Origin of the sequence: Senimuribacter intestinalis (assembly GCF_943192965.1) — a bacterium.
Lineage (GTDB): Bacteria > Bacillota > Clostridia > Peptostreptococcales > Anaerovoracaceae > Senimuribacter > Senimuribacter intestinalis.
The window spans coordinates 293,526-315,345 of record NZ_CALPCF010000001.1 but is presented as its reverse complement, the minus strand read 5'-3'; the positions used below and the strand labels follow the sequence as shown (position 1 = coordinate 315,345).

General features: G+C 43.1%; 20 protein-coding genes. 17 read left to right on the top strand and 3 right to left on the bottom strand.

What is annotated here, in order from left to right:
• Positions 1–168 precede the first annotated feature (168 nt).
• Genes NFR88_RS01715 through NFR88_RS01705 form a run of 3 tightly spaced genes read right to left on the bottom strand, consistent with a single transcriptional unit; the run spans position 169 to position 1,419 of the window.
• Complete coding sequence (locus tag NFR88_RS01715; RefSeq protein WP_251613081.1) at positions 169–597, bottom strand: hypothetical protein; 429 nt, start codon at positions 595–597, stop codon at positions 169–171.
• Positions 598–622: 25 nt separating this feature from the next.
• Positions 623–1,033 carry a hypothetical protein gene (locus tag NFR88_RS01710; RefSeq protein ID WP_161908700.1) on the bottom strand — a complete coding sequence of 137 codons (411 nt, stop codon included), beginning with the start codon at positions 1,031–1,033 and terminating at the stop codon, positions 623–625.
• Entirely contained in the window at positions 1,033–1,419 is a 387-nt protein-coding gene (locus NFR88_RS01705; RefSeq protein ID WP_251613077.1) for a PadR family transcriptional regulator, read from the bottom strand. Before NFR88_RS01705 ends, NFR88_RS01710 begins: the two co-directional genes overlap by 1 nt.
• A gap of 287 nt (positions 1,420–1,706) precedes the next feature.
• On the opposite strand from NFR88_RS01705, the gene NFR88_RS01700 reads away from it, so the two are divergent.
• The 17 genes from NFR88_RS01700 (at position 1,707) to NFR88_RS01620 (ending at position 21,724) form a co-directional block, all read left to right on the top strand.
• Complete coding sequence (locus NFR88_RS01700; protein WP_251613073.1) at positions 1,707–2,570, top strand: hypothetical protein; 864 nt, start codon at positions 1,707–1,709, stop codon at positions 2,568–2,570.
• A gap of 293 nt (positions 2,571–2,863) precedes the next feature.
• Positions 2,864–4,297 carry an IS1182 family transposase gene (locus NFR88_RS01695; RefSeq protein WP_251613069.1) on the top strand — a complete coding sequence of 478 codons (1,434 nt, stop codon included), beginning with the start codon at positions 2,864–2,866 and terminating at the stop codon, positions 4,295–4,297.
• A 117-nt stretch (positions 4,298–4,414) separates the two neighbouring features.
• Positions 4,415–5,128 carry a C39 family peptidase gene (locus NFR88_RS01690; protein ID WP_251613066.1) on the top strand — a complete coding sequence of 238 codons (714 nt, stop codon included), beginning with the start codon at positions 4,415–4,417 and terminating at the stop codon, positions 5,126–5,128.
• Between the two features lie 36 nt (positions 5,129–5,164).
• Entirely contained in the window at positions 5,165–6,235 is a 1,071-nt protein-coding gene (locus NFR88_RS01685) for a hypothetical protein (RefSeq protein WP_160200681.1), read from the top strand.
• A 453-nt stretch (positions 6,236–6,688) separates the two neighbouring features.
• Positions 6,689–7,690 carry a 3-deoxy-7-phosphoheptulonate synthase gene (gene aroF / locus NFR88_RS01680; protein ID WP_160200680.1) on the top strand — a complete coding sequence of 334 codons (1,002 nt, stop codon included), beginning with the start codon at positions 6,689–6,691 and terminating at the stop codon, positions 7,688–7,690.
• Positions 7,691–8,533 (top strand): prephenate dehydrogenase, encoded by an 843-nt coding sequence (locus NFR88_RS01675; protein WP_161908704.1) that lies wholly within the window; start codon positions 7,691–7,693, stop codon positions 8,531–8,533.
• Positions 8,524–9,513 (top strand): 3-dehydroquinate synthase, encoded by a 990-nt coding sequence (aroB, locus tag NFR88_RS01670; protein WP_251613062.1) that lies wholly within the window; start codon positions 8,524–8,526, stop codon positions 9,511–9,513. The genes NFR88_RS01675 and aroB overlap by 10 nt, the downstream gene beginning before the upstream one ends.
• Complete coding sequence (gene aroA, locus NFR88_RS01665; protein ID WP_160200677.1) at positions 9,510–10,709, top strand: 3-phosphoshikimate 1-carboxyvinyltransferase; 1,200 nt, start codon at positions 9,510–9,512, stop codon at positions 10,707–10,709. The genes aroB and aroA overlap by 4 nt, the downstream gene beginning before the upstream one ends.
• Positions 10,710–10,749: 40 nt before the next feature.
• Complete coding sequence (locus tag NFR88_RS01660) at positions 10,750–11,757, top strand: chorismate synthase (RefSeq protein ID WP_160200676.1); 1,008 nt, start codon at positions 10,750–10,752, stop codon at positions 11,755–11,757.
• Positions 11,758–11,772: 15 nt separating this feature from the next.
• Positions 11,773–12,912, top strand: a complete 1,140-nt coding sequence (locus NFR88_RS01655) for a bifunctional chorismate mutase/prephenate dehydratase (protein ID WP_243150978.1) — start codon at positions 11,773–11,775, stop codon at positions 12,910–12,912.
• A 1-nt stretch (position 12,913) separates the two neighbouring features.
• Positions 12,914–14,104, top strand: coding sequence for a shikimate kinase (locus NFR88_RS01650; protein WP_251613058.1), 1,191 nt, complete (start codon positions 12,914–12,916; stop codon positions 14,102–14,104).
• Positions 14,101–14,541: a type II 3-dehydroquinate dehydratase gene (gene aroQ / locus NFR88_RS01645; RefSeq protein ID WP_161908708.1), complete on the top strand. Its 441-nt coding sequence runs from the start codon at positions 14,101–14,103 to the stop codon at positions 14,539–14,541. Before NFR88_RS01650 ends, aroQ begins: the two co-directional genes overlap by 4 nt.
• On the top strand, positions 14,519–15,616 hold the full coding sequence (locus NFR88_RS01640; RefSeq protein ID WP_251613053.1) for a M50 family metallopeptidase: 1,098 nt from the start codon (positions 14,519–14,521) through the stop codon (positions 15,614–15,616). Before aroQ ends, NFR88_RS01640 begins: the two co-directional genes overlap by 23 nt.
• Positions 15,617–15,970 (top strand): arsenate reductase family protein, encoded by a 354-nt coding sequence (locus NFR88_RS01635; RefSeq protein WP_251613049.1) that lies wholly within the window; start codon positions 15,617–15,619, stop codon positions 15,968–15,970.
• 16 nt (positions 15,971–15,986) lie between these two features.
• The gene (locus NFR88_RS01630; protein WP_161908711.1) at positions 15,987–16,421 is read left to right on the top strand and encodes a hypothetical protein; all 435 of its coding nucleotides are present in this window, start codon (positions 15,987–15,989) and stop codon (positions 16,419–16,421) included.
• A 22-nt stretch (positions 16,422–16,443) separates the two neighbouring features.
• Positions 16,444–17,307, top strand: coding sequence for an AAA family ATPase (locus NFR88_RS01625; RefSeq protein ID WP_251613046.1), 864 nt, complete (start codon positions 16,444–16,446; stop codon positions 17,305–17,307).
• A 229-nt stretch (positions 17,308–17,536) separates the two neighbouring features.
• Positions 17,537–21,724: a hypothetical protein gene (locus tag NFR88_RS01620; RefSeq protein ID WP_251613043.1), complete on the top strand. Its 4,188-nt coding sequence runs from the start codon at positions 17,537–17,539 to the stop codon at positions 21,722–21,724.
• Positions 21,725–21,820 lie beyond the last annotated feature (96 nt).

The following is a 21,820-nucleotide window of genomic DNA, read 5'->3' as shown; positions in this document are numbered from 1 at the left end:
AAGTGTCAAAATTAGCTTGACCGACAAAATGGATTAAAGTAGAAAACTGCCTGCAGGCGATTTTGTCAATCGACCAGTACAGGCAGTTTCCTTTATAGGATATATTGCAGTATAGTGGTTGCTGAATTTATAGGGAGGAAATGACTCCTGTTGGAGAGCATTTCAGACTTAAAGAAACATTTTTGTGATATCTGATTTATATTGGAATGTACCTTGTCCAGTAGCGACTGCACCGGAAACGCTTCCGTGTTTGTAAATGCACTTCCAGCCGGAAACATGGAGATTGTAGCTGGTATCTGCTTTTGTTGCTTTGGCGGTAGTTCCATTGTAAGTGAAGGTTCCGGTTAAAGTGAAATCCCATTCTTTGCTGCTATTTGCAGCATAGTAAGTATAGGTTCTGCTGGCGGACTTAGTTTTTTCGCTTGCCAATGGAATGATAGAACTCGTTTCTATAGTAGTTGTAATGATTGCATAGGAACCATCTGGATAGAATTCTTTCTCATAGGTGGTATCTGTTTGCGTTGCAGCAGATATAGGTATTGTAAACGCCATTACCATAGCAATCATTGAAAATAGAGTGATAATTTTACGTTTCACTTCGACTTTCTCCTTTACTTGTATTTTATTCTTCTATTACATCATCATCTGCATTTTCTTCATTATCGTGAATTATGATGACATCAGTCGCCATGACTTGTGTATGCCTTTTTAAATCATGGAGATGCAGCATCTCGCCGATTACGATTGCAACCAAAGCAAGAATGATAGCAGTTTTTAGCCAGCCTCGTTTTCTGGATTTAGCAATTTTCTTCGGCTTGAGGGCAGAACATGTTTCTAAAAAATCTGCCGCAACTTCTTCCGGTGTGCCGAATTCCTCTACTAGTGCGGAAATCGAAAGGATTGTGTGCACTTCGGCATAGTCATATAGTTGTTGGCGGAGTCCGTCAATAAAGCCGTCGGATTCTGCTAGATGATAGATCGCTGCTTCAATTTGCTGCAGATATTGTTCAATCTCCTGGTTTGGCGTATACATCAGTCGTCCCTTTCTTTCTCAGTATATACGACGGACTGAACCGCGCGGCTCAGCTTGTCATACAGAGATTTTAGTCTGTACAGATGCGAAATTCCTTCTTCTGTGATGCGGTAATACACTCTGACTCGGTTGCTTTCTGAAATGGTTTTTCCAACTTCTTCGACAAAGCCTTGTTCCAGCAGTTTGCTGAGAGTGGTATAAAGGAGGGGCATCTTGTAAATACCGTCTGTGCGCCGCAGACACTCCTGGGTAATTTCATAAGCGTACATTTGCTCCTGCTCTGATAAAAGTGTAAGCACCATCAGGGGAAGGGTAGATTTCTTGAACTGGGCTTCGAAATTATCCAGGACGTCCCTGCCGCCGGCGGCAGCGTTTTTCTTTTTCATAAAAACCCTTTCTGTCCTAAATTCTCCTATATCCTTATTATAACCCAAAAGAAACACAAGTCAATCATTCATGTAAAAAAATCATCTATAAATGAAATTTTTCTATATATTTTATTGACATATATAAAAAAGCGTGATATTATAATGGCAAGGATATAGATTGAATTTTCGGATAATACGGTTCTTTGGGCAAGGGGACAAAGAGATACAGGGGAGGAGAGATTCTGGTGTGAGCTTTTTTACTATACAGCTTTGAACAATTATAAATTGCAATGAAAGGGGTAACTATGAAAAAAAGTGCAGAAAGACTAATTGCCTTATTATTAGTGCTTTGCCTAATGATTGGGACTTCAAATATCACTTTTGCAAACACCGATAGACCTGAAAAAGCTTTAAAAGAAGACGCTAATAATTTTGTGATTAGTGAATATGATTTATATAAAGATTTATCACAAAAAAGTGATTCGGAATTGAAACTTGAAGGTTATAGTGACAAGAACATAAAAGAGCTTCGCGAAAAAAATCCTAAGGCGGAGTTGAAAAAACTATCTGAGAAGAGTATTCTTGAATTAAAAGCGTTAGGATATGATCAAGAAAGGATTAATGCCATATATTCAGTTAAAAATCTTGACGAGAATCAAATTTCTGACGAGGTATTGCGAGTTGTATGGGCAAAAGTGGAATTAACTTTAAGATCATTATCTTATACTACGACTGGAACATTAACAAAAGGAACTACAAATGCTAGATTGATGGCAACCTGGAAATGGGATCTATGTCCAAGCACAACATATATAGATAAACTTGTTTTTTCATGGGGAAAATCATTGGCATCGAAAGATGCGGACATCACTATAAAGCATTATTCGTCGACTGATAGAGTCAAAAAAACAACAAAAGGAACGGTGGCAGAAAAAGATCCTAACCATGGATGTGCCCTTGAAATTAAGTTTATTGCTGGTCTGAAGAATGGAGGAAATGCGTATATCACTTTATATTCTTCTCAACAGGCATTAAAAAACATAGAGTGCAAAGTAACGTATGGTCATAGTATGGTTACATTAACGCCGAGCGTTAGCTGGAATGGTGCAAGTGTATCTTTTGGAACGTCGACAAAGGACATGGGAAGCAAAACAATCACACTTGAATAGTTGAAAATAAAGCAACATTTAGCTTCTATGGAGGTTAATCCTAAATGAATGTAAAAAAGATTGCCAAGAGTATTTTATTCTCATTTGTAATTATGGTGATACTATATCTGACCATAGTTCCAATCTTGGCGTATTTCTTTGGAGAAGAGTTAGGCGTATTTCTAGCCATTTCTTTCGTACAAATAAGTTTAATGTTATATATGATTATAAAATGATGTCAAAATCTGAGGGTACAAAAATGCTCTGAGGAAATAGCACACCCATAAAGAATTTTTAAGAAAACACAAATTCAAATGATTTCTTTAGACCAATTAGTGCCGGAAGACCATCTTCTTCGAAAAATTGACAAATACGTAGATTTTAACTTTATCTATGACTTGGTGGAAGAAAAATATTCTACACAAACCGGAAGACCCAGCATTGACCCTGTTATGCTAATTAAAATTCCTATCATTCAATATATGTATGGAATTAAAAGTATGCGTCAGACCATCAAAGAAATTGAAGTAAATGTAGCATATCGTTGGTTTCTTGGGCTGGATTTCCACGATAAAGTACCTCATTTTAGTACATTCGGAAAAAACTACAAAAGACGTTTTGAAGGCACTGATTTGTTTGAACAAATCTTCCAGGAAATTCTTTTACAATGTTTAAAATGCAATGTCATCAACACGGATACAATATTTGTAGACGCAACACATATTAAGGCAGCGGCAAATCGAAAAAAAGCGAAGAAGATTTCCATAGCAAAGAAACAAGCTCGCTTTTATGACGAACAGTTGAAAGCAGAAATCAATGCAGACAGGCTCTCACACGGAAAAAAGGAACTGAAAGAAAAAGACGACGATTCCGATTGTGATGGCGGAGATTCCGGTGGACTTTGTGATTCAAATACAGAAGTAGGCCGAGAGCAAAAGCAAAGCACGACAGACCCTGAAAGTGGCTGGTTTCATAAAGGAGAGCACAAAGAAGTCTTTGCATACACAACAGAAACAGCCTGTGATAAAAATGGGTGGATATTAGATTATACAATTCATCCCGGCAATGAGCATGACAGTAAAACCTTTCCTGCGTTATATGAAAAACTGAGAAAGTATGATGCAAAAGTACTTGTAATGGATGCAGGCTACAAGACTCCGGCAATCGCAAAATGGTTAATTGATGATGGTGTAAAACCATTGTTCCCGTACAAAAGGCCAATGACAAAGGCAGGATTTTTAAGAAGTATGAGTATGTATATGAATTGCTATTTGTGCTTGGCAAATCAGATACTGAAGTATACAACAACAAACAGGCAAGGATACAGAGAATACAAAAGCGATGGGAAAAAATGTGCAGACTGTCCATATTTATCCCAATGTACGCAAAGCAAAAATCATGTAAAAGTAGTGACTCGACATATATGGGAAGAGTATATGGAGATTTGCGAAGATATTAGACATAGCCGAAGTATGAAAGATATCTATGGGCAAAGGAAAGAAACCATAGAGAGAATCTTTGGAACTACCAAAGAGCACCATGCAATGAGATATACTAATTTAGTAGGGAAAGAGAAAATGTCCATGAAAGTTGGACTAACCTTTGCGTGTCTGAACATGAAAAAATTGGTTAAACTTCTTGAATACAGGAAGCATATGGGGCAGAAAGTCCCTCATCGCACTCCGTTTTTGGTTAAATTGCGTAAAGTGATTTGGGGAAAACATATCTTTTTAGAAGGGATACTATGAGCATAGAAAAAGCTCAAACCTTGCACTGTGGTCTGAGCTTTTATCTACAGTCTGAGAAATAGTGATAATGTGTTGGTTTGGAAACAAAGTAACTTTTAGGTGATAAGGAGGAAAAAGATGAAGAAGCGTTTAAACTTTATGCTGATATTTGGACTTGCTGGTATTTTAATTTTTTCTACTACAGTTATGGGATATGCGGCGGATGCGGTACAGTTTGATCAAAATTCACAGATGAAAGATGAAGCGTATTGGAATGAGATTAAGGAATTGAAAGTTAAAGCTGAAAGTTATGTAGACTCTGTGCTTTCACCAGCCAGAGTGGGAGGACATAAAAGTTTAACCATACCTACTAAAAAGCAGATAAATTACTATTATTGCGGACCTGCTTCGCTTCGTATGGTACTGTTGTATCATGGTATTGACCAAACGCAATCGTATATTGCTGGAAAAATAGGAACAACGGAGGCTGGATCAGATGTTGCCCCGATGAGAACTTACTTAAATAGCCAAGTTGGAAGTGGGACATATACTTATGTCAATGTTTCGGAGCTGGCTTTTTCGGATGGGTTAGTATATAGCATTGACAAAAGAAAACCGCTGATTTGTATGATTCAAACAAGTAAACTCGAATATTATAAAGGACATAAGTCAGTTCACTTTGTTGTTGCAAAAGGATATGACTGGGACATGAATGGCTCGGCTAGCTACTCGACAGTGACTCTTAATGACCCAAACAATAACAACGATTATTATGGAGAGAGGACTTGCACATGGACAGAGATGAGCCAGGCGCTTAATGCAAGTAACGGATGGTATATAATGGCAAAATAATTCTTAACAGCATTTCACAATGCTGGGGGAGGAAATATGAAGACCTATCAAAAGGCGGTGACTTTATTACTTCTAATTGTGCTAGTTTTATCCAGCTATGGTTGTAAGGAAACGCTAAATAAGCCTGAAAAGGATATGCTGACCTTGAAGTATAAATTGACAGAGGATGAAGAACTGGAACCCTTTTATGTTTCAGACACAAAAGTATATGCTGCGGTAAATAAACTTGAACCTTCTAGTATGTCAGCACCAAGCTTTGGCGCTACGACGGAGAGATTTATTGTTTATGATCTTCTGGCCGAAAAGGAAGAGACATGTTATGATCTGGGTGAGGATGATGTCTACATTTATCATGCGATGCCATTTGAAAATGGTATTATTTATGCAGTGTATACACCGCTGGGGCCGGAGGCGTCGTTGGATGAAAGGATTCAATGGCACATCAAATATATCTCGGATGAGGGGAGCAAGGTTCTTGACTCCGGTCGCTGCAGCAGTATGTTTGATATGCTGCCCGGATTTACTATGTTAGATGGAGAAGTGTACTATCTGTATGAAGATTTTGATGAAAAAACCGGATATGGTTTCGGAATCAACAAAGCTGATTTGGACAATCCGAAAACCGTGGTGAGGGAAACAGATTACAGCCTCTCGGAAACCGAATTTTACTCCAATGGGACTGATTGGGCGATACATGTTGACGGAAAGCTTTTAATCGGTAATGTGAAGGGAATTTACAGGGAGTACGATTTGCCGGAAAAAATGTCGGACTTTGGAATCTGTAAAGATTACCTGTTCTGCTGCACCACATCAGATGGGAATAAGTGGACAGCAAGGAGCATCTCGTTGGAAACAGGTGAAGAGTATACAGCAGAAATCGGAATGCCTCTTTATCGGATTTGCAGCATGAGCGGGGATGAACTTTCTTGCATAAGCACGGGTTTTAGTATGTATGTTTTTCGTCCAGGCGAGGAATTTGAAATACTACCTGTAGAAGATACACTGGAGATTATTGAAAATAGGGAGTATGTCCGGTATTATCCATATGGTGAAACAAAAACGCTGGCACAGCTTAATGAAACAAAGTTCTGCAGGATAACCTGGTAGCCGCAAGGGTGTGCGGTCAGAAGTGCAAAACCACAGGGAACCAGTTTGGCGAGCCACCGTGCACTAGCCTGCAGATAGCACGTCCTAAACTCGTCAGACTGACGCAAAACAAAAATTGTGGAAAGTGCACAAAAAAATACAAAAAAGTTGTGAAAAAACACTTGATTTATCTAAGAACCTGTGTTAGAGTATTAACATCGAGTTTATGAAAGGAAACAAAAGTTATGAGAAACTTCATCTTTGCAGCTGCATATTACTTTTATTACTTTTTCTTTACTAACAAGGAAGAGTCGGTTGTGCTGCACAGAAAAGTTTTGAGTAATTGCTATAATTAAATCCTAAAATAATGACAAATTACTTGAGAAACTCCGCAGTCTACCGGCTGGCGGAGTTTTTCGCATTTTAAAAAGATTAACCCAACTAGAATAAAAACATAACGGAGGTAAGAAAGAAATGATTACAGTACTGAAGCCGGGCACCGGTGATGAACAGAGAGAGCAGCTGATACAATGGTTTGAAGAGCAGGGTGTGCAGGTGCATTCCTATATCGGAGAAAATCAGATGGCAGTGCTTGGGCTCATCGGTGATACACATGATATTGATGTGGAAATGCTGGAGCTTCTGGACATCGTAGAAAAGGTTGCGCGGATTTCAGATCCGTTTAAAAGTGCAAATAGACAATTTCACCCGGAGGATTCAGTCATCGACGTCATGGGTGCTAAATGCGGCGGCGGACATTTTGCAGTCATTGCAGGTCCTTGCTCTGTAGAAAATCCGGAGCAGATCAAGGAAGTTGCAGAGGGTGTAAAGGCAGCGGGCGCCACCATGCTGCGCGGCGGAGCTTTTAAGCCTAGAACTTCTCCATACGATTTCCAAGGCATGAAAGCAGAAGGTATCGAACTTCTGCTGGAAGCGAAGAAAGCAACAGGTCTTCCAATTGTAACAGAAATTATGAACGCCAACCATCTTCCGCTCTTCGAAGAGGTAGATGTCATTCAGGTCGGCGCTAGAAATATGCAGAACTTTGAACTGTTAAAGGAACTGGGAAAAACCAGAAAGACCATTTTGCTCAAGAGGGGGCTTGCAAATACGATTAAAGAACTGCTCATGAGTGCAGAGTACATCATGGCAGGCGGAAATGAAAATATCATTCTCTGCGAAAGAGGTGTGAGGACCTTTGAAACCTACACCAGAAATACTCTTGATTTATCGGCAGTACCGGTGCTGCACAATTTGACCCACCTTCCGGTTGTCATTGACCCAAGCCATGCGACCGGTCATGCAAATCTGGTAAAGCCGATGGCACTTGCAGCGACAGCTTGCGGTGCTGACGGACTGATGATAGAGGTTCACAACAATCCGGCGAAAGCTCTTTGCGATGGACCGCAGTCCTTGACACCAGCACAGTTTGCAGATGTGATGGAAACCGTAAATAAAATCAGAGGGGTTATTTAAATGAAAATTGGAATTGTGGGACTGGGTCTTATTGGAGGCTCTCTTGCAAAGGCATATAAGAAAGCCGGTGCAACAGTTTTCGGCTTTGATAAAGATAGACTGATTACTGCCTTTGCAAAGCTGGCAGAAGCCATCGATGATGAACTCAGTGAAGATAGATTTGAAGAATGCGATTTGATATTGGTGGCAATTCCACCGGTACCGGCAGCAGCGTGGCTTTCTGAAAATGCACCGAAGCTGCCAAAGACAGCCCTGGTCATTGACTGTTGCGGAACAAAACGAAATATCTGCGAGGAAGGCTTTAAACTGGCGAAAGAATACGGCTTTACCTATGCCGGAGGCCACCCTATGGCAGGTAATCAGTTTGGCGGCTTTAAAAACAGCAGAGCGGATCTTTATGAAGGTGCTATCTTTGCGCTGGTTCCGCCTGACCACAACGACATTCACTTTATGGAGCGAGCAAAGAAACTGATTTTGCCGGCAGGATTTACAAAGCTTGTTATCACTTCGGCAGAAGAACATGACAAGATGATTGCCTTTACATCGCAGATGGCACACGTGGTGTCCAATGCGTTTATCAAAAGTGATACAGCACTGGAAATGGGTGTGGCAGTGTCTGCGGGAAGCTATAGAGACTTTACAAGAGTTGCTTATCTTGACGCAGAGATGTGGACAGAACTGTTTTTAGAAAACAGAGACAACTTGAAATATGAATTAGATGTTCTCATCGCAGAACTTTCCAAATACAGCAAGGCCCTTTCTGATTGTGATGAGCAGGAAATGCTCAGACTTTTGAAAGAGGGCAGAGATAGAAAGGTAGAGGTAGAGAAAAAATGCAGTTAGAGGAGGTTGGCTATCAGGCCAAAACCGTAGTAAAAGGAAACAGCATCGTAGTTGTGACAGACGAAAACGTTGAAAAATTATATTTAAATCGATGCATGCAAAGTCTCAAATGCGAAGGCTTTGATGTATATAGCTTTGTGGTTCCTCCGGGAGAGGAATCCAAAAGCGGGATGCAGTATCTGAAACTTATGAATGCACTTGCAGAAATACCGCTGACCAGGACCGATGCCCTGGTAGCACTGGGAGGCGGCGTTGTGGGCGATCTTGCGGGATTCGCAGCGGCTACATATCTGAGAGGCATTCCAGTCATTCAGGTACCTACAACCCTCCTTGCGGCAGTTGACTCTTCCATTGGCGGCAAGACAGCAATCAATATACCTGCTGGTAAAAATCTTGTCGGTGCATTTCACAGACCAGCCCTAATCTTGCGGGATGCGAGCCTTTTGGAGAGTCTGCCGAAAACAATCTACCAAGACGGTATGGCAGAGGTCATTAAGTACGGAGTTTTAGCGGATTCTGATTTGTTCAACCTGCTCTGTGACAAAGCGGCGGCTTCTTCGCAGATGAACGAAATCATCGACCGCTGCGCGGAAATCAAAACCCGCATTGTGGAAGAAGACGAGTTCGATACAGGGGTCAGACAGCTGCTGAACTTCGGCCATACCATTGGTCACGCCATTGAAAAGGCGGCGGATTTTACCGTCAGTCACGGAAAAGCCGTTGCAAAAGGCATGACCATGATTGCAGAGATTTCAAAAAAGCAGGGCTGGTGCAGCGAAGAAACTGCAGACCGCATTGTAGAAATTTTAAATCTCTATGAGTTTGACCTTTCTATTGCGCAATCGAAAGATGTGCTTTATGATATAATGAAGACAGACAAAAAAAGGAAAGGCGGCTATATTGACTTAGTTGTGCCGGAAGAAATCGGCTGTTGCCGTCTTCAGAGAGTAACTATAGAAGAACTGGGAGAAATTTTATGAGGGAGATTACGGCTATTGCCTCAAAGTCTGACGCGCACAGAGCTATGATCTGTGCAGCGTTGTCGCAGCTGACATCGGGCAGAACCTGTCAGATCCACGTAGACAGTGGATCTAAAGATATCGAGGCAACAGCTGCTTGCTTATCTGCATTCCTTGCAGGAGAAGAAACCATGCACTGCGGCGAAAGCGGTTCCACCCTCAGATTTCTGCTGCCTGTGATGGGTGCCCTGGGACATAGGGCTTCTTTTTACGGGGAAGGACGTCTTCCGGAAAGACCGCTGTCTCCTCTTTATGAAGAGTTGACAGCTCACGGTTGCGTTTTAAGTCCAAAGGGAAGCAGACCACTTGTCATTAGCGGAAAACTTAAGGCAGGAACCTATACCATGCCGGGTAATGTATCCAGCCAATATATCAGCGGACTTTTGTTCGCACTGCCGCTTCTTACGGGAGACAGTAAAATTCTGCTCGAAGGAAAGTTGGAATCACGCGGATATGTGGATATGACTCTGCAGGTAATTAGAAAATTTGGCATACAAATAGAAGAAAGCGATACAGGATTTACAGTTCCCGGCGGTCAAACGTATCAAGCACCGCAAAGTTATGTGGTGGAAGGCGATTGGTCTAACAGCTGCTTTTTCCTAGTGGCAGGCGCGCTGGCAGAAGGCGGTATTTGCGTCAAAGGGCTTTCCCAGCAGTCACTGCAGGGCGATAAGAAGATTCTCGATTTGCTGAAAAATTTTGGCGCAGAGGTTTGGCAGGGAGAAAACGAAGTCATTGTAAAGCCAGGAAAACTTAGGGGCATTACCATAGACGCTTCTCAGATTCCCGATATGGTGCCGATACTGGCGGTGTTGGCATGTGCGGCGGAAGGCAGAACCGTCATTGAAAATGCAGGCAGACTGCGAATCAAAGAAAGCGATCGCCTTGCCACTGTGTCGCAAGTTTTAAATGGTCTCGGTGCAAAGGTTAAGGAACTTCCGGAAGGTCTTATCATAGAGGGGCTTGCGGGAGAGCAGATGAGTGGCGGAACTGCAGATGGTGCGAATGACCACAGAATCGTCATGATGGCAGCTATTTCCTCGCTTCTTTGCAAAGAGCCGGTTATCATTACCGGTGCGGAGGCGGTAAGCAAGTCCTATCCGGATTTTTTCTGGGATTTAAAGAAACTAGAGCTTGATGGAAACGTCAGGATTTAGAAATAGATCAGTTATTGTTTGTAGGGAGAAAGGAAAAGACATGTCTTCTTCTTATGGAAATCATGTAAAAATTACTATTTTCGGACAGTCCCATTCTGCGGCCATCGGCGTAACCATTGAGGGACTTCCGGCAGGTTTTTCCATCGACATGGAAAAGCTTCAAGTCTTTATGAACCGGCGTGCCCCTGGACGGAGCAAATACAGTACGCCCCGAAAAGAGGCCGATATGCCGGCATTTTTAAGCGGTCTTGTAGGAAATACTACCTGCGGCGCACCGCTGACAGCGATGATAGAAAATACCAATACCAGGTCAGGGGATTACGACAATATCAGAGATATTCCAAGACCAGGTCATGCAGATTATACAGCACACGTAAAATACGGCGGTTTTGAAGATGTCAGCGGAGGCGGGCATTTTTCAGGACGTCTGACTGCGCCTCTTTGCATTGCAGGCGGCATTATGAAGCAGATTCTGGAAAAAGAAGGAATCGAGATTTCCGCTAAAATTAAAGAAATCGGCGGAAACGCCGTGCAGCCTACCAAGGCAATCGAAGAGGCTATGGAGCGAGGCGACTCTGTAGGCGGCATTATCGAATGCACCATCACCGGCGTTCCTGCAGGCGTTGGAGAGCCGATGTTTGACGGACTGGAAAACAAAATTGCCCAGGCGGTCTTCGGAATCCCTGCTGTCAAGGGAATTGAGTTTGGCAGGGGATTTGAGGCGGCAAAAATCTGCGGCAGTGAAAATAACGATGCGTTTTATTTTGAAGGTGATACGGTGAAGACGAAGACCAATAATCACGGCGGTATTCTGGGTGGAATCAGCTCTGGCATGCCAATCGTTTTTCGTGTTGCAGTCAAGCCGACTCCTTCCATATCTACAGAGCAGCACAGTATCAGCTACGAAAAGGGCGAGAATGCGATGCTAAAAGTAGAGGGAAGACACGACCCTTGTATCGTGCCAAGAGCAGTGCCGTGTGTAGAAGCAGCGGCAGCTGTTGCAATTTATGAATTATATCAATATCGATACCGATACTATGAGAAATAAAGGAGATTGAAAAAAATGAGTATGGACGACTATAGAAGCAAAATTGATGCGATTGACGAAGAAATCGTAAAAAAACTGGAAGAGCGAATGAGAGTGGCGGAAGAAATCGCACGTTACAAGAAAAATAATGAACTTCCGGTGCTGGATGCTATGAGAGAAAGAGAAAAAATTGACAAACTTACAGATTTAGCCTCAGAAGATATGGCATCTTACACCAGAGTGTTATATAATACAATTATGGAGATGAGCAAAGATCACCAGAGAAAGATTACCCAGAAGGAATCACCTCTGGCAAAATCTATCGCTGATGCACTGGAAAACACACCTAAGGTATTTCCTGCAAAGGCCAGCGTAGCTTGCCAGGGAGTGACCGGCGCTTATTCTCAGGAGGCCTGCGAGAGACTGTTTAAAATGCCGAAGATTATGTATGTGAAGAATTTCAACGGTGTATTTGCAGCTATCGATAAGGGGCTGTGCCAGTACGGCATTCTGCCTGTCGAAAACAGTACGGCAGGTTCAGTGAACCAGATTTACGATTTGATGATGAAGTACAACTTCTACATTGTCAGAAGTATCAAGCTGAAGATCGACCATAGTCTTTTAGCCAAGAGAGGAACAAAGAAAGAGGACATCAAGGAGATTTTTTCTCATGAACAGGCAATTATGCAGTGTGATGACTATCTGAAACATTTCCCTCACGCAAAGATTACCATTTGCGAAAATACTGCAGAAGCGGCTAAGATGGTAGCCGAATCCGACAGAACGGACGTTGCTGCGCTGGCGGCCTATGAGTGTGGACAGCTTTACAGCTTGGAGTGTCTGGAAGAAGGAGTACAGGATAATGGAAACAACTATACCAGATTTATCTGCATCAGCAAGAATTTAGAGATTTATCCCGGCGCTGACAAGACGAGTCTGAAACTGGTGGTTTCCCATAAACCGGGTTCTTTGTACAATGTACTGGCTAGATTTAATGCACTTGGTATTCAGATTTTTAAACTGGAGAGTCGTCCGATTCCAGAAAGAGATTTCGACTACATGTTCTATTTTGACATCGTATCCGAGGTTTACTCTGAGGAATTTGTCAGACTGATGAACCAGCTTGAAGATCTGACACAGGAGTTCAAGTACTTAGGAAGTTATATGGAGATTTAACATGAAAAAATTTGGACTGATTGGCGGAAAGCTGGGGCACAGCTATTCGCCGCTGATTCACAGTAAGTTCGGAGATTATACCTTTGAACTTTGCGAGACGAAACCAGAGGATTTGGAAAGCATGCTGCATGATGAAAGCTACGGCGGCTTCAATGTGACTATTCCGTATAAGAAAGTAGCCATGGAGATGTGCGATGAACTTTCCGATACGGCAAAAGCCGTCGGTTGTGTCAACACAGTGATCCGAGATGAAGAAGGAAGACTGCATGGCTATAATACAGACTATTTTGGGTTCAAGTATATGCTTGAAAAGAACAAAATCGAAGTGAAAGGAATGAAGTGTCTGGTTCTTGGAAGCGGCGGGGCGTCTCTGACCGCAAGAGCAGTCCTAAAGGATTTGAACGCTGCTGAAATTCTCATAATTTCACGCAGTGGTGAACATAATTATGAGAATATCAGTCAGCATTTTGATGCGGAAATTATTGTCAACACAACGCCTGTAGGAATGTATCCGAACAACGGGAAATCACCGGTCAACTTAGATGATTTTAAAAACTGCTGCGGTGTTGTGGATGTGATATATAACCCTAACAGAACCAAGCTGGTGCTGGACGCCATAGAGAAATCTATTCCGGCAACCGGCGGGCTGGAAATGCTGGTAGCGCAGGGAAAGCAGGCCAGCGAGCTGTTCCAGCATAAAGAAATTGAAGACGAAGAAATCGACAGCGCGATTGATGAAGTTCGCAGCGAGACGATGAATATGATTCTAATCGGCATGCCGGGCGCAGGAAAGACCCTGATTGGCGGCGAAATCGCGAATAGAATGGGGCGTAAATTCGTGGATATCGATGATATGATTGTCGAACACGAAGGCATGTCTATTCCGGAAATTTTTGACCAGAAAGGCGAAGCATATTTCCGAAAGGTGGAAACTGAAATGCTGGAAAAGGCCTGTGTGCAGACCGGTCTTGTCATTGCGACCGGCGGCGGTGTTGTCAAGAAAAAAGTCAACTACAACATTTTGAAACAAAACGGAATCGTGATTTGGATTAAGCGCGACCTTGATAAGCTGGAAACAGATGGAAGACCTCTTTCTAAATCCATGCCGCTTGCGCAGATGTATGAGGAGCGAAAGGACGCTTATTCCTACTGGAGCGATTTTTACATCAATAATAATGAGGAGAGAGAATGATGAAGATTCTGGTAATCAATGGACCCAACATCAATATGCTGGGAATCAGAGAGCCGGAAATTTACGGAAAAGCGACTTACTCCGATTTGGTGGAATATGTTGAAAAGGCGGCTTCCCGGCTCAACGTGGAAGTCGCTTTTTTTCAGTCCAATCATGAGGGCTCCATGGTGGATGCCATTCAGGAGGCTTACGGTAAATTTGACGGCATTGTAATCAATCCGGCGGCGTACACCCACACCAGTGTGGCTCTGTTGGACGCTCTGAAGTCTGTAGGGATACCTGCTGTGGAGGTACACATTTCCGATGTGCGTCAGCGGGAGGATTTCAGGCAGGTGTCCTTTGTCAGGGCTGCCTGTGTTGCGACGGTCATGGGCAAGGGTTTTGACGGCTACGTAGAGGCTATGGAGGTACTGCGTGGAAAACAAAAAGAAAGTTAAGGCAAAGCTAGTGTCGACGCTGCCTTATATCGTTGGTATGATTTGCGGCGGCCTTTTGGGATATTTTGGCATGGAGATCTTTAGTGGTCATGGACTGGAGATTCCGCTTTTGATACTCAGCTTTGCAGTGATTGTGTATGTGCTTATCATCACTCACGAAGCGGGGCATCTGGTCTGCGGGTTGCTTTCTGGCTATAAGTTCGTATCTTTTCGGATCGGCAGTCTTATCTTTGTCAAGCAAGAGGACAAAATCCTTCGCAAAAAGTTCAGTATTCCGGGAACCGGCGGTCAGTGTCTTTTGGATCCTCCTGACAAGGACGAGGATGGAGGATATCCGGCTGTTTTATACAATTTAGGCGGCGGTCTTTCCAATCTGCTGTTCAGTGCGTTAGGATTTATAGGTATGTCGCTGTGCCCACAGGAAACGACTGGGCGTATGATATGTTTGATACTGGGGTTGATGGGGCTTTACTTTGCAGCAACCAATCTGGTTCCTCTGAAGATGGGCGGTATTGCTAACGACGGCTATAATATCAAGACATTTCGCAGGGATAAAGCCAGTGCGGATACCTTTTGGGTGCAGATGCGGATCAACAAACTGCAGCAGACGGACGGCAAACGGCTTGCTGAAATGCCGGAAGAATATTTTGTAGTGCCGGAAGGGGATTTTTCGGGTAATCCTCTGGTAGAAGCCATTGCTTTCGCAGAAATGCAAAGGCGCATGGATGAGGGAAGATTTGATGAGGCACAGGCGGCAGGATACAAGTTATTCAGCTCGCCAAAACTACTGCCCTTCTATAAGAATTTTGTTCAAATGGAACTTCTATTTTTGGAACTCATCGGACAATGTAGGAAAGAAGAAGTGGACAGGCTGTATACGAAACAGCTGAAAAAGTTTATGAAGTCAATAAAGAGGTATCCAAATACCCAAAGGACGCTTTATGCCTATGCAGTTCGGTTCAGCAAAGATGAAGAGGCGGCAAAGAAGGCGAAAGCGAATTTTGAGAAAGTCCTGAAGACTTACCCGACGCCGGGTGAAATCAGGACAGAACAGAAACTGATGGAGGTTGTGTAGATGAAAGTATATTGTTATCCAAAATGTTCCACCTGCAAGAAAGCTCTCGCGTGGCTTGATGAAAATGGTGCAGAGTATGAACTCTTTGATATTAAGACGCAGAATCCAGATTCGCAGCAGATTCGCAGCTGGTATGAGATGAGCGGTCTTCCGCTGAAAAAGTTTTTCAATACCAGTGGAATGATCTACAGGGAGATGGAACTTTCGAAAAAATTGCCGAATATGAGTGAAGAGGAGCAGATTGTCCTGCTTGCCAGCGATGGTATGCTGGTAAAGCGTCCCCTTGTAATTGGAGAAAATTATGTGCTCACAGGCTTTAAGGAAGCGGAATGGGCAGAAAAGATACTTAAGTAATGATTGGAGGGTAAAAATGGATAGGGCACAGCAACTGCGGGAAATCAGGGAAGCGATTGATACAGGCAGACTGACTCTGCAGTACTTAAATCGCGCAAGAGATGAACTGAGTGCAGCCTCCGGCTTTGGAATTGCTGATATGTTGGGCTTTGACCTAATCGGAGGAATCGGCAAACACATGAAGATGGGGAGTGCAAAGCGGGAATTGGAATCAGCAAAACGCCAGGTAATGGTCTTTCAGAGAGAATTGAAAGACGTCAGTGGAATATTGGATTTCCAGATTGATATTGGAGGATTTCTAACTTTTGCCGATTTTTTCTTTGACGGAATTTTGGCAGATGTGTTTGTCCAGTCTAAGATCAGCCAGGCGAAGGAGCAGGTGGATCAGGCGATTTGGCAAGTGAACAGAATTATAGAGGATTTGCTGCGCATGGAGCAACAGGCGCTGTAAAAGGACATCAGGGGGACACATAATGGTATATTTAAAAAACTTCAAACTGCCGGAAATGATAGCGGAAGAACTTTTTCTTAACGATATAAGGCAGACTTGTTATGACAGTTTTTACCCCTTTGGCATTTTTCCGCAGAAGGGGTTTTCTGCTGTAGATTTTGAACCGATTACCATATTTTATGGCAGCAATGGTTCGGGTAAGACGACCTTGCTCAATGTTATCGCTGAAGCCATAGGCGCACAGCGCAGCGCACCTTATAATGATAGCAGTTTCTTTGCGGATTTTTCCAGAATGTGTCAAGTAGAGTGGGAATCTTACTATCAGGATAGCACCATTATCACCAGTGATGATGTTTTTGACTATCTCTTTGATCTGCGAGCCTTTAACCATGGTGTGGACACAAAACGAGAAGATCTGATGGAGGCATACAGACAGCTGCGGTGTGAGAAATTTCAGCTGAAAAGTCTTGACGACTATGAGAAACTGAAACAGGTTAATTCCGCTCGGAGAAATACGAAGTCGGAGTTTATCAGGCAGAATATGCCGGGAAATGCCCGTGGACGTTCCAATGGAGAAAGTGCATTTATGTACTTTACAGAAAAGATAGAGGCAAACCAAATTTATCTTTTGGACGAGCCAGAAAACAGTTTGTCGGCAGCATATCAGCAGGAACTGACCGGATTTATCGAAGATTCTGCAAGATTCTTTAATTGTCAGTTTATTATAGCGAGCCATTCGCCCTTTATTTTGGCGACAAAACAGAGCAAAATCTATGATCTTGATGCTCTGCCAGTTACTGAGCGCAGATGGACTGAACTTGAGAATGTACGCAGATATTTCGAGTTTTTTAAGTCCCATGAAGAGGAGCTATTAGCAGAAACTTGACAACGACTTCCTGCGGGTGTAGAATAAAAATGATTTTTGATGAAAAAGAATGAAGCGAAGGAAGAGTTTGATATAGCGCTCCATCGCTTCTTACCATTCAAAAGTCTATTAACTTAAGAAAGAAGTAAGAACTTACCAAAACGAAAAAGGGAGGCAAACCAAATGAAACATTACAACAAGAAGCTTTTAGCTCGCATGTTGTGTCTGTTTTTCGTTTTCTCAGCATTCGGTGGTGGCTTGCTTTCTTCCGGAAAATGGCTGGGGGGGGGGTCAGTCCTATGCGACTGAGGCACCTTTAACTGAAGCCGAGCACGAAGTGCAGCCGGAAGGCAGTGAAATACCGGATGAAAATGTTGATGCAGAGGGCGGCATTGTAGATGGCGCCGATGTTGACGTTGACAAAGAAACGGAAGATGTAGATGCGGCAGAAGTGGGTGAAGAGGAAGAAAATCAGACTGAGAGCGGTAAACGCATGGTTGCATTTTCTGATGACGGCATTGATCCACAGTCAAATGACACTGGTGCATTTAATGTAACCGGCGGTACATATGGCGTGGATTATGAGTATAAAGAAACTGTATATAATACGCAGGGATATGGAAATGCAGAAAGCACTGCTGGTCAGTATGTGCCTACAGTAGGTAGTGTAGTGCCGCGAACATTTCAGGCACTTGTTATTAAAAAAGGCACACCATTGACGATATCCACTAGTGGTACGTCAAATGCAGGGATTTTTATTGAGGCAGGTGTGCATGCGGATTTAACCTTTGCAGGTGTAGATATTAATGCATACTATCCGGTAAATATCGTGACAAATAAAGAGGATTTGAGTAATCCGACTTCTTTGCATTTGACCCTTGCCGATGGCAGTACGAATAGGCTTACTTGTAATAATAGCAATGGAAATATTCAGTCTCCGGGTATTCGCTGCGGAGAAGGTTCTAAATTGACCATTGACGATAGTCGTAGAAATGTAGATCAGAATGGACAATTTGTAGCGCCGAAAGATGGCAAAGTATCCAGAGATGCAGTTCTTGCTGATGGCACTGTGGTTAAGGCAGGCGATCGATTGACAATGCTGGATAGTGCCAATCCAGGTACTTTAGAAGTCAACGGCGGCCTTCGCGCATCAGCAATTGGAGGCGGTCCGATTGAAAACAGTGGAGATATGACTTTTAACGGTGGTGTTATTAAGGCATATGCCAACGGTCCGACAGAAAGCCAATATGGAGCGGGATGCGGCATCGGCGGCGGGCATGCCGGTGGTAGTACAGTGACTACGTTTAACGGCGGAGACATTGATGCAAAGGGTTCTTTTCATGGCGCGGGCGTTGGTGGCGGCTGCACCTATATAGGTGGGATGTCCAATGGAGCAGAAACCACCTATGCGTTTACAGATGCGATTTTATGTCAAACGCCGAAGAGTACCATTGCCGGTGATATCAATATCAACGGTGGATTCCTCAAATCGGAGGGATTTGAGCATAGTAATGCGTTTGGTCAGGGATGCGCTGGAACCAATACTGGCAAGACTATTACGATTACCGGGGGCACATTGTTGCCGAAATCGCAGGCAGGCTGGTATGATATCGGAGGCGCCGGCGGTGACGTTGTGGTTACAGGCGGTTCCATTCGATTATCTGCACCGGGAAAATTCCAATGTAATGGTGGTACGGCTTATGGAGACTTAACGAAGAAAACAAGGGTCTTTGTAACAACTGTGAACTTATCTAGCGAAAAGATTAAGCACGAAATGGCAGATGGTACGACAAAGGAAGAGTTTATCGAAAATCATGCGATTACAGATTGGGAGTTATCGATTGGTGGTCAAAAATACGAATATGGTGCACCGTCTTTCTTTGATGACGGCAAACTATATCTATGGCTGCCATACGAATTTCAGGGAAAACCAGTTGCAGGGCAGGAAGTAAAAGTAAGCTTGAAGCCTGTAACAGTAGATGAAAATGGTAATGAAATCGCAATGGATATAGAACCGCTTTTCATTAGTTCCGTTAAACCTACGGAGGATCCTAATGCAGCAGCACCTTTGAAACGATATGTAGACTTTGAATTGCCAGATGAATATAGTCAGGAGAAGATGACCAAAGATTACGATGGCTTACCGTTTAATGCCATTGACGTATCAACGATTGAAAACGAAATCACAGATGCTTCTGGTAATGTCATCGATACGAAGATCGGACTTTATACCGGAAAAATAGACAATAAATATTTAGATAATCCTTCAAAGGTGTCGTATAAGGCGCAGCGTTATGATAAACAGAATGGGAAACCGATTGAGCAAGAACAGCTGCTTGGAAATAAGCTGCCGGAAGACGCAGGTATTTTGAAATTTACGATGACCTCGACCCAATATTCTGACGGTACGCTTGCAGGCTATGAGAACTTTGCACAAAGTTACTGGGGGCATCGTGCAACGGGCTGGGCAATTATCAATAAGATTCCATCAGAAATTGCAGACGCGACTTATGATATCGAATATGGAGAAGACCCGGCTACCCATGAAACCATTGTAACGAAGATGACCTTTAAAGCCAAGGCAAAACAGGGGGCAGCAAAGAGAAAACCTACCTGCAAAGCGCCAGATGGATATATTCAGTTTTATGTCAACGGTGTAAAAGTTGGAGAGCCGATTAAAGCGAATGCAAAAACAGCAACGGAAGAAATCAACGGAGAAGAGTATGCATATGGCGTGATTGATAAAGTGATTTCTTTTAATACAGGTGCTTATCCAGCTATTCCGAAGCTGGAATCCGGCAAGTTTGTAGTAGAAGCAAAATATACAGAAGGTTATAACTACGAAGAATCTTATTCTCTTGTCAAACCGGAAGAAAAGCCGGGTACACCAGGTGGCTCTGATACAGATGAGCCGACCAACTTCCCATTTGTAAATCCGCCAACTCCAGTGATTCCAAGTGCTGGCAGTGACCCGGATCATCCGGATGAAGAGCCGAAGGGAACTATCCTGGAGCCAGGTGAGATCGAGAGAATCGAAGACGATGGTGATATTTTTAGATTGCATGGAAAAGTCAATGACAAAGTAAACCGGAAGACGGAAAAAGATAAGACCGTTTCGAAGGATGAGCTAGTAGAATTTTTCAACGATCGGTATGTATTTATCGGGATTGACGGGCGTTTGCTGAAAGATGAAAAAGGAAATCCTTTAAAAGTTGCAGACGTTACAATTAAGGATGCAGATGGCAATGAAATTCAAGAGATTGATTTATCTGAGCCTGGAAAATATGTGATTACTACAACTGTTACCGATGCACAGGGAAACAAGACGACGATTAATCTGGCGTACAATGTAACAAAGCCGATTATTCAGGATCTTGACCTTAATAAGGATACCAATGACGATGGAATTCCAGACATCAATATTGATACGGATGACGATGGACTCCCTGATATTAACATTGATACCGATGGCGATGATAAGCCGGATATCAATATTGATACCGATGATGATGGTAAACCGGACGTCGACATTGATACCGATGGAGACGGCAAACCAGATATCAATAAAGACACCGATGGAGATGGCAAACCGGATGTAGATATTGACACCAACGGAGACGGCAAACCGGATATCAATAAAGATACTGACGGAGACGGCAAACCGGATTTAGACATCGACACCAACGGAGATGGTAAACCGGATGTGAACGTTGATACCGATGGCGATGGAAAGCCAGATATTAACAAAGATACCGATGGAGACGGTAAACCGGATTTGGATATTGACACCAACGGAGATGGTAAACCGGATGTAAATGTAGATACCAATGGCGATGGAAAGCCAGACATTAACATCGATAAGGATGGGGACGGAAAGCCAGACATCAACATCGATAAAGATGGAGACGGAAAGCCAGACATCAACATTGATAAAGATGGGGACGGCAAACCGGACATTAACATCGATAAAGATGGAGACGGAAAGCCAGACATCAACATCGATAAAGATGGAGACGGAAAGCCAGACATCAACATCGATAAGGATGGAGATGGCAAACCGGATATCAACATTGACACCAATGGAGATGGCAAACCGGATATCAACATCGATATTGATGGAGACGGCAAACCAGATATCAACATTGACACCGATGGAGATGGCATCCCAGATTTGAACGTGGATACGGATGGAGATGGTAAACCGGATGTCAATATCGACACTGATGGAGATGGCAAGCCAGATAAAAATATCAAATCTCCAGAAGATATTAAGAACATTATCAAGGAACAGAATCCTGAAACAGACGAGCTACCTTGGTGGATTCCAAGAACTGGAGATACAGCTAATATGCTGCTCTGGGTTGCAGGACTTGCTGCTGCAGTGCTGGCACTTTGCGGCATGGTATTTGGAATCAGAAGAAAAAACGGTGTAAAATAAATCATTTATAACCTAAAGCTGCTGCACAGAAGTTGTGCGGCAGCTTTTTAAATGAAGAAAAACTACTTGACCTGTCGTAGTAGTTGTGCTATGATT

Excerpts from the sequence above, each read along its gene's own strand:
- NFR88_RS01710 (WP_161908700.1), bottom strand. The coding sequence starts at position 1,033 with ATGTATACGCCAAACCAGGAGATTGAACAATATCTGCAGCAAATTGAA.
- NFR88_RS01705 (WP_251613077.1), bottom strand. The coding sequence starts at position 1,419 with ATGAAAAAGAAAAACGCTGCCGCCGGCGGCAGGGACGTCCTGGATAAT.
- NFR88_RS01700 (WP_251613073.1), top strand. The coding sequence starts at position 1,707 with ATGAAAAAAAGTGCAGAAAGACTAATTGCCTTATTATTAGTGCTTTGC.
- NFR88_RS01695 (WP_251613069.1), top strand. The coding sequence starts at position 2,864 with ATGATTTCTTTAGACCAATTAGTGCCGGAAGACCATCTTCTTCGAAAA.
- NFR88_RS01690 (WP_251613066.1), top strand. The coding sequence starts at position 4,415 with ATGAAGAAGCGTTTAAACTTTATGCTGATATTTGGACTTGCTGGTATT.
- NFR88_RS01685 (WP_160200681.1), top strand. The coding sequence starts at position 5,165 with ATGAAGACCTATCAAAAGGCGGTGACTTTATTACTTCTAATTGTGCTA.
- aroF (WP_160200680.1), top strand. The coding sequence starts at position 6,689 with ATGATTACAGTACTGAAGCCGGGCACCGGTGATGAACAGAGAGAGCAG.
- NFR88_RS01675 (WP_161908704.1), top strand. The coding sequence starts at position 7,691 with ATGAAAATTGGAATTGTGGGACTGGGTCTTATTGGAGGCTCTCTTGCA.
- aroB (WP_251613062.1), top strand. The coding sequence starts at position 8,524 with ATGCAGTTAGAGGAGGTTGGCTATCAGGCCAAAACCGTAGTAAAAGGA.
- aroA (WP_160200677.1), top strand. The coding sequence starts at position 9,510 with ATGAGGGAGATTACGGCTATTGCCTCAAAGTCTGACGCGCACAGAGCT.
- NFR88_RS01660 (WP_160200676.1), top strand. The coding sequence starts at position 10,750 with ATGTCTTCTTCTTATGGAAATCATGTAAAAATTACTATTTTCGGACAG.
- NFR88_RS01655 (WP_243150978.1), top strand. The coding sequence starts at position 11,773 with ATGAGTATGGACGACTATAGAAGCAAAATTGATGCGATTGACGAAGAA.
- NFR88_RS01650 (WP_251613058.1), top strand. The coding sequence starts at position 12,914 with ATGAAAAAATTTGGACTGATTGGCGGAAAGCTGGGGCACAGCTATTCG.
- aroQ (WP_161908708.1), top strand. The coding sequence starts at position 14,101 with ATGATGAAGATTCTGGTAATCAATGGACCCAACATCAATATGCTGGGA.
- NFR88_RS01635 (WP_251613049.1), top strand. The coding sequence starts at position 15,617 with ATGAAAGTATATTGTTATCCAAAATGTTCCACCTGCAAGAAAGCTCTC.
- NFR88_RS01630 (WP_161908711.1), top strand. The coding sequence starts at position 15,987 with ATGGATAGGGCACAGCAACTGCGGGAAATCAGGGAAGCGATTGATACA.
- NFR88_RS01625 (WP_251613046.1), top strand. The coding sequence starts at position 16,444 with ATGGTATATTTAAAAAACTTCAAACTGCCGGAAATGATAGCGGAAGAA.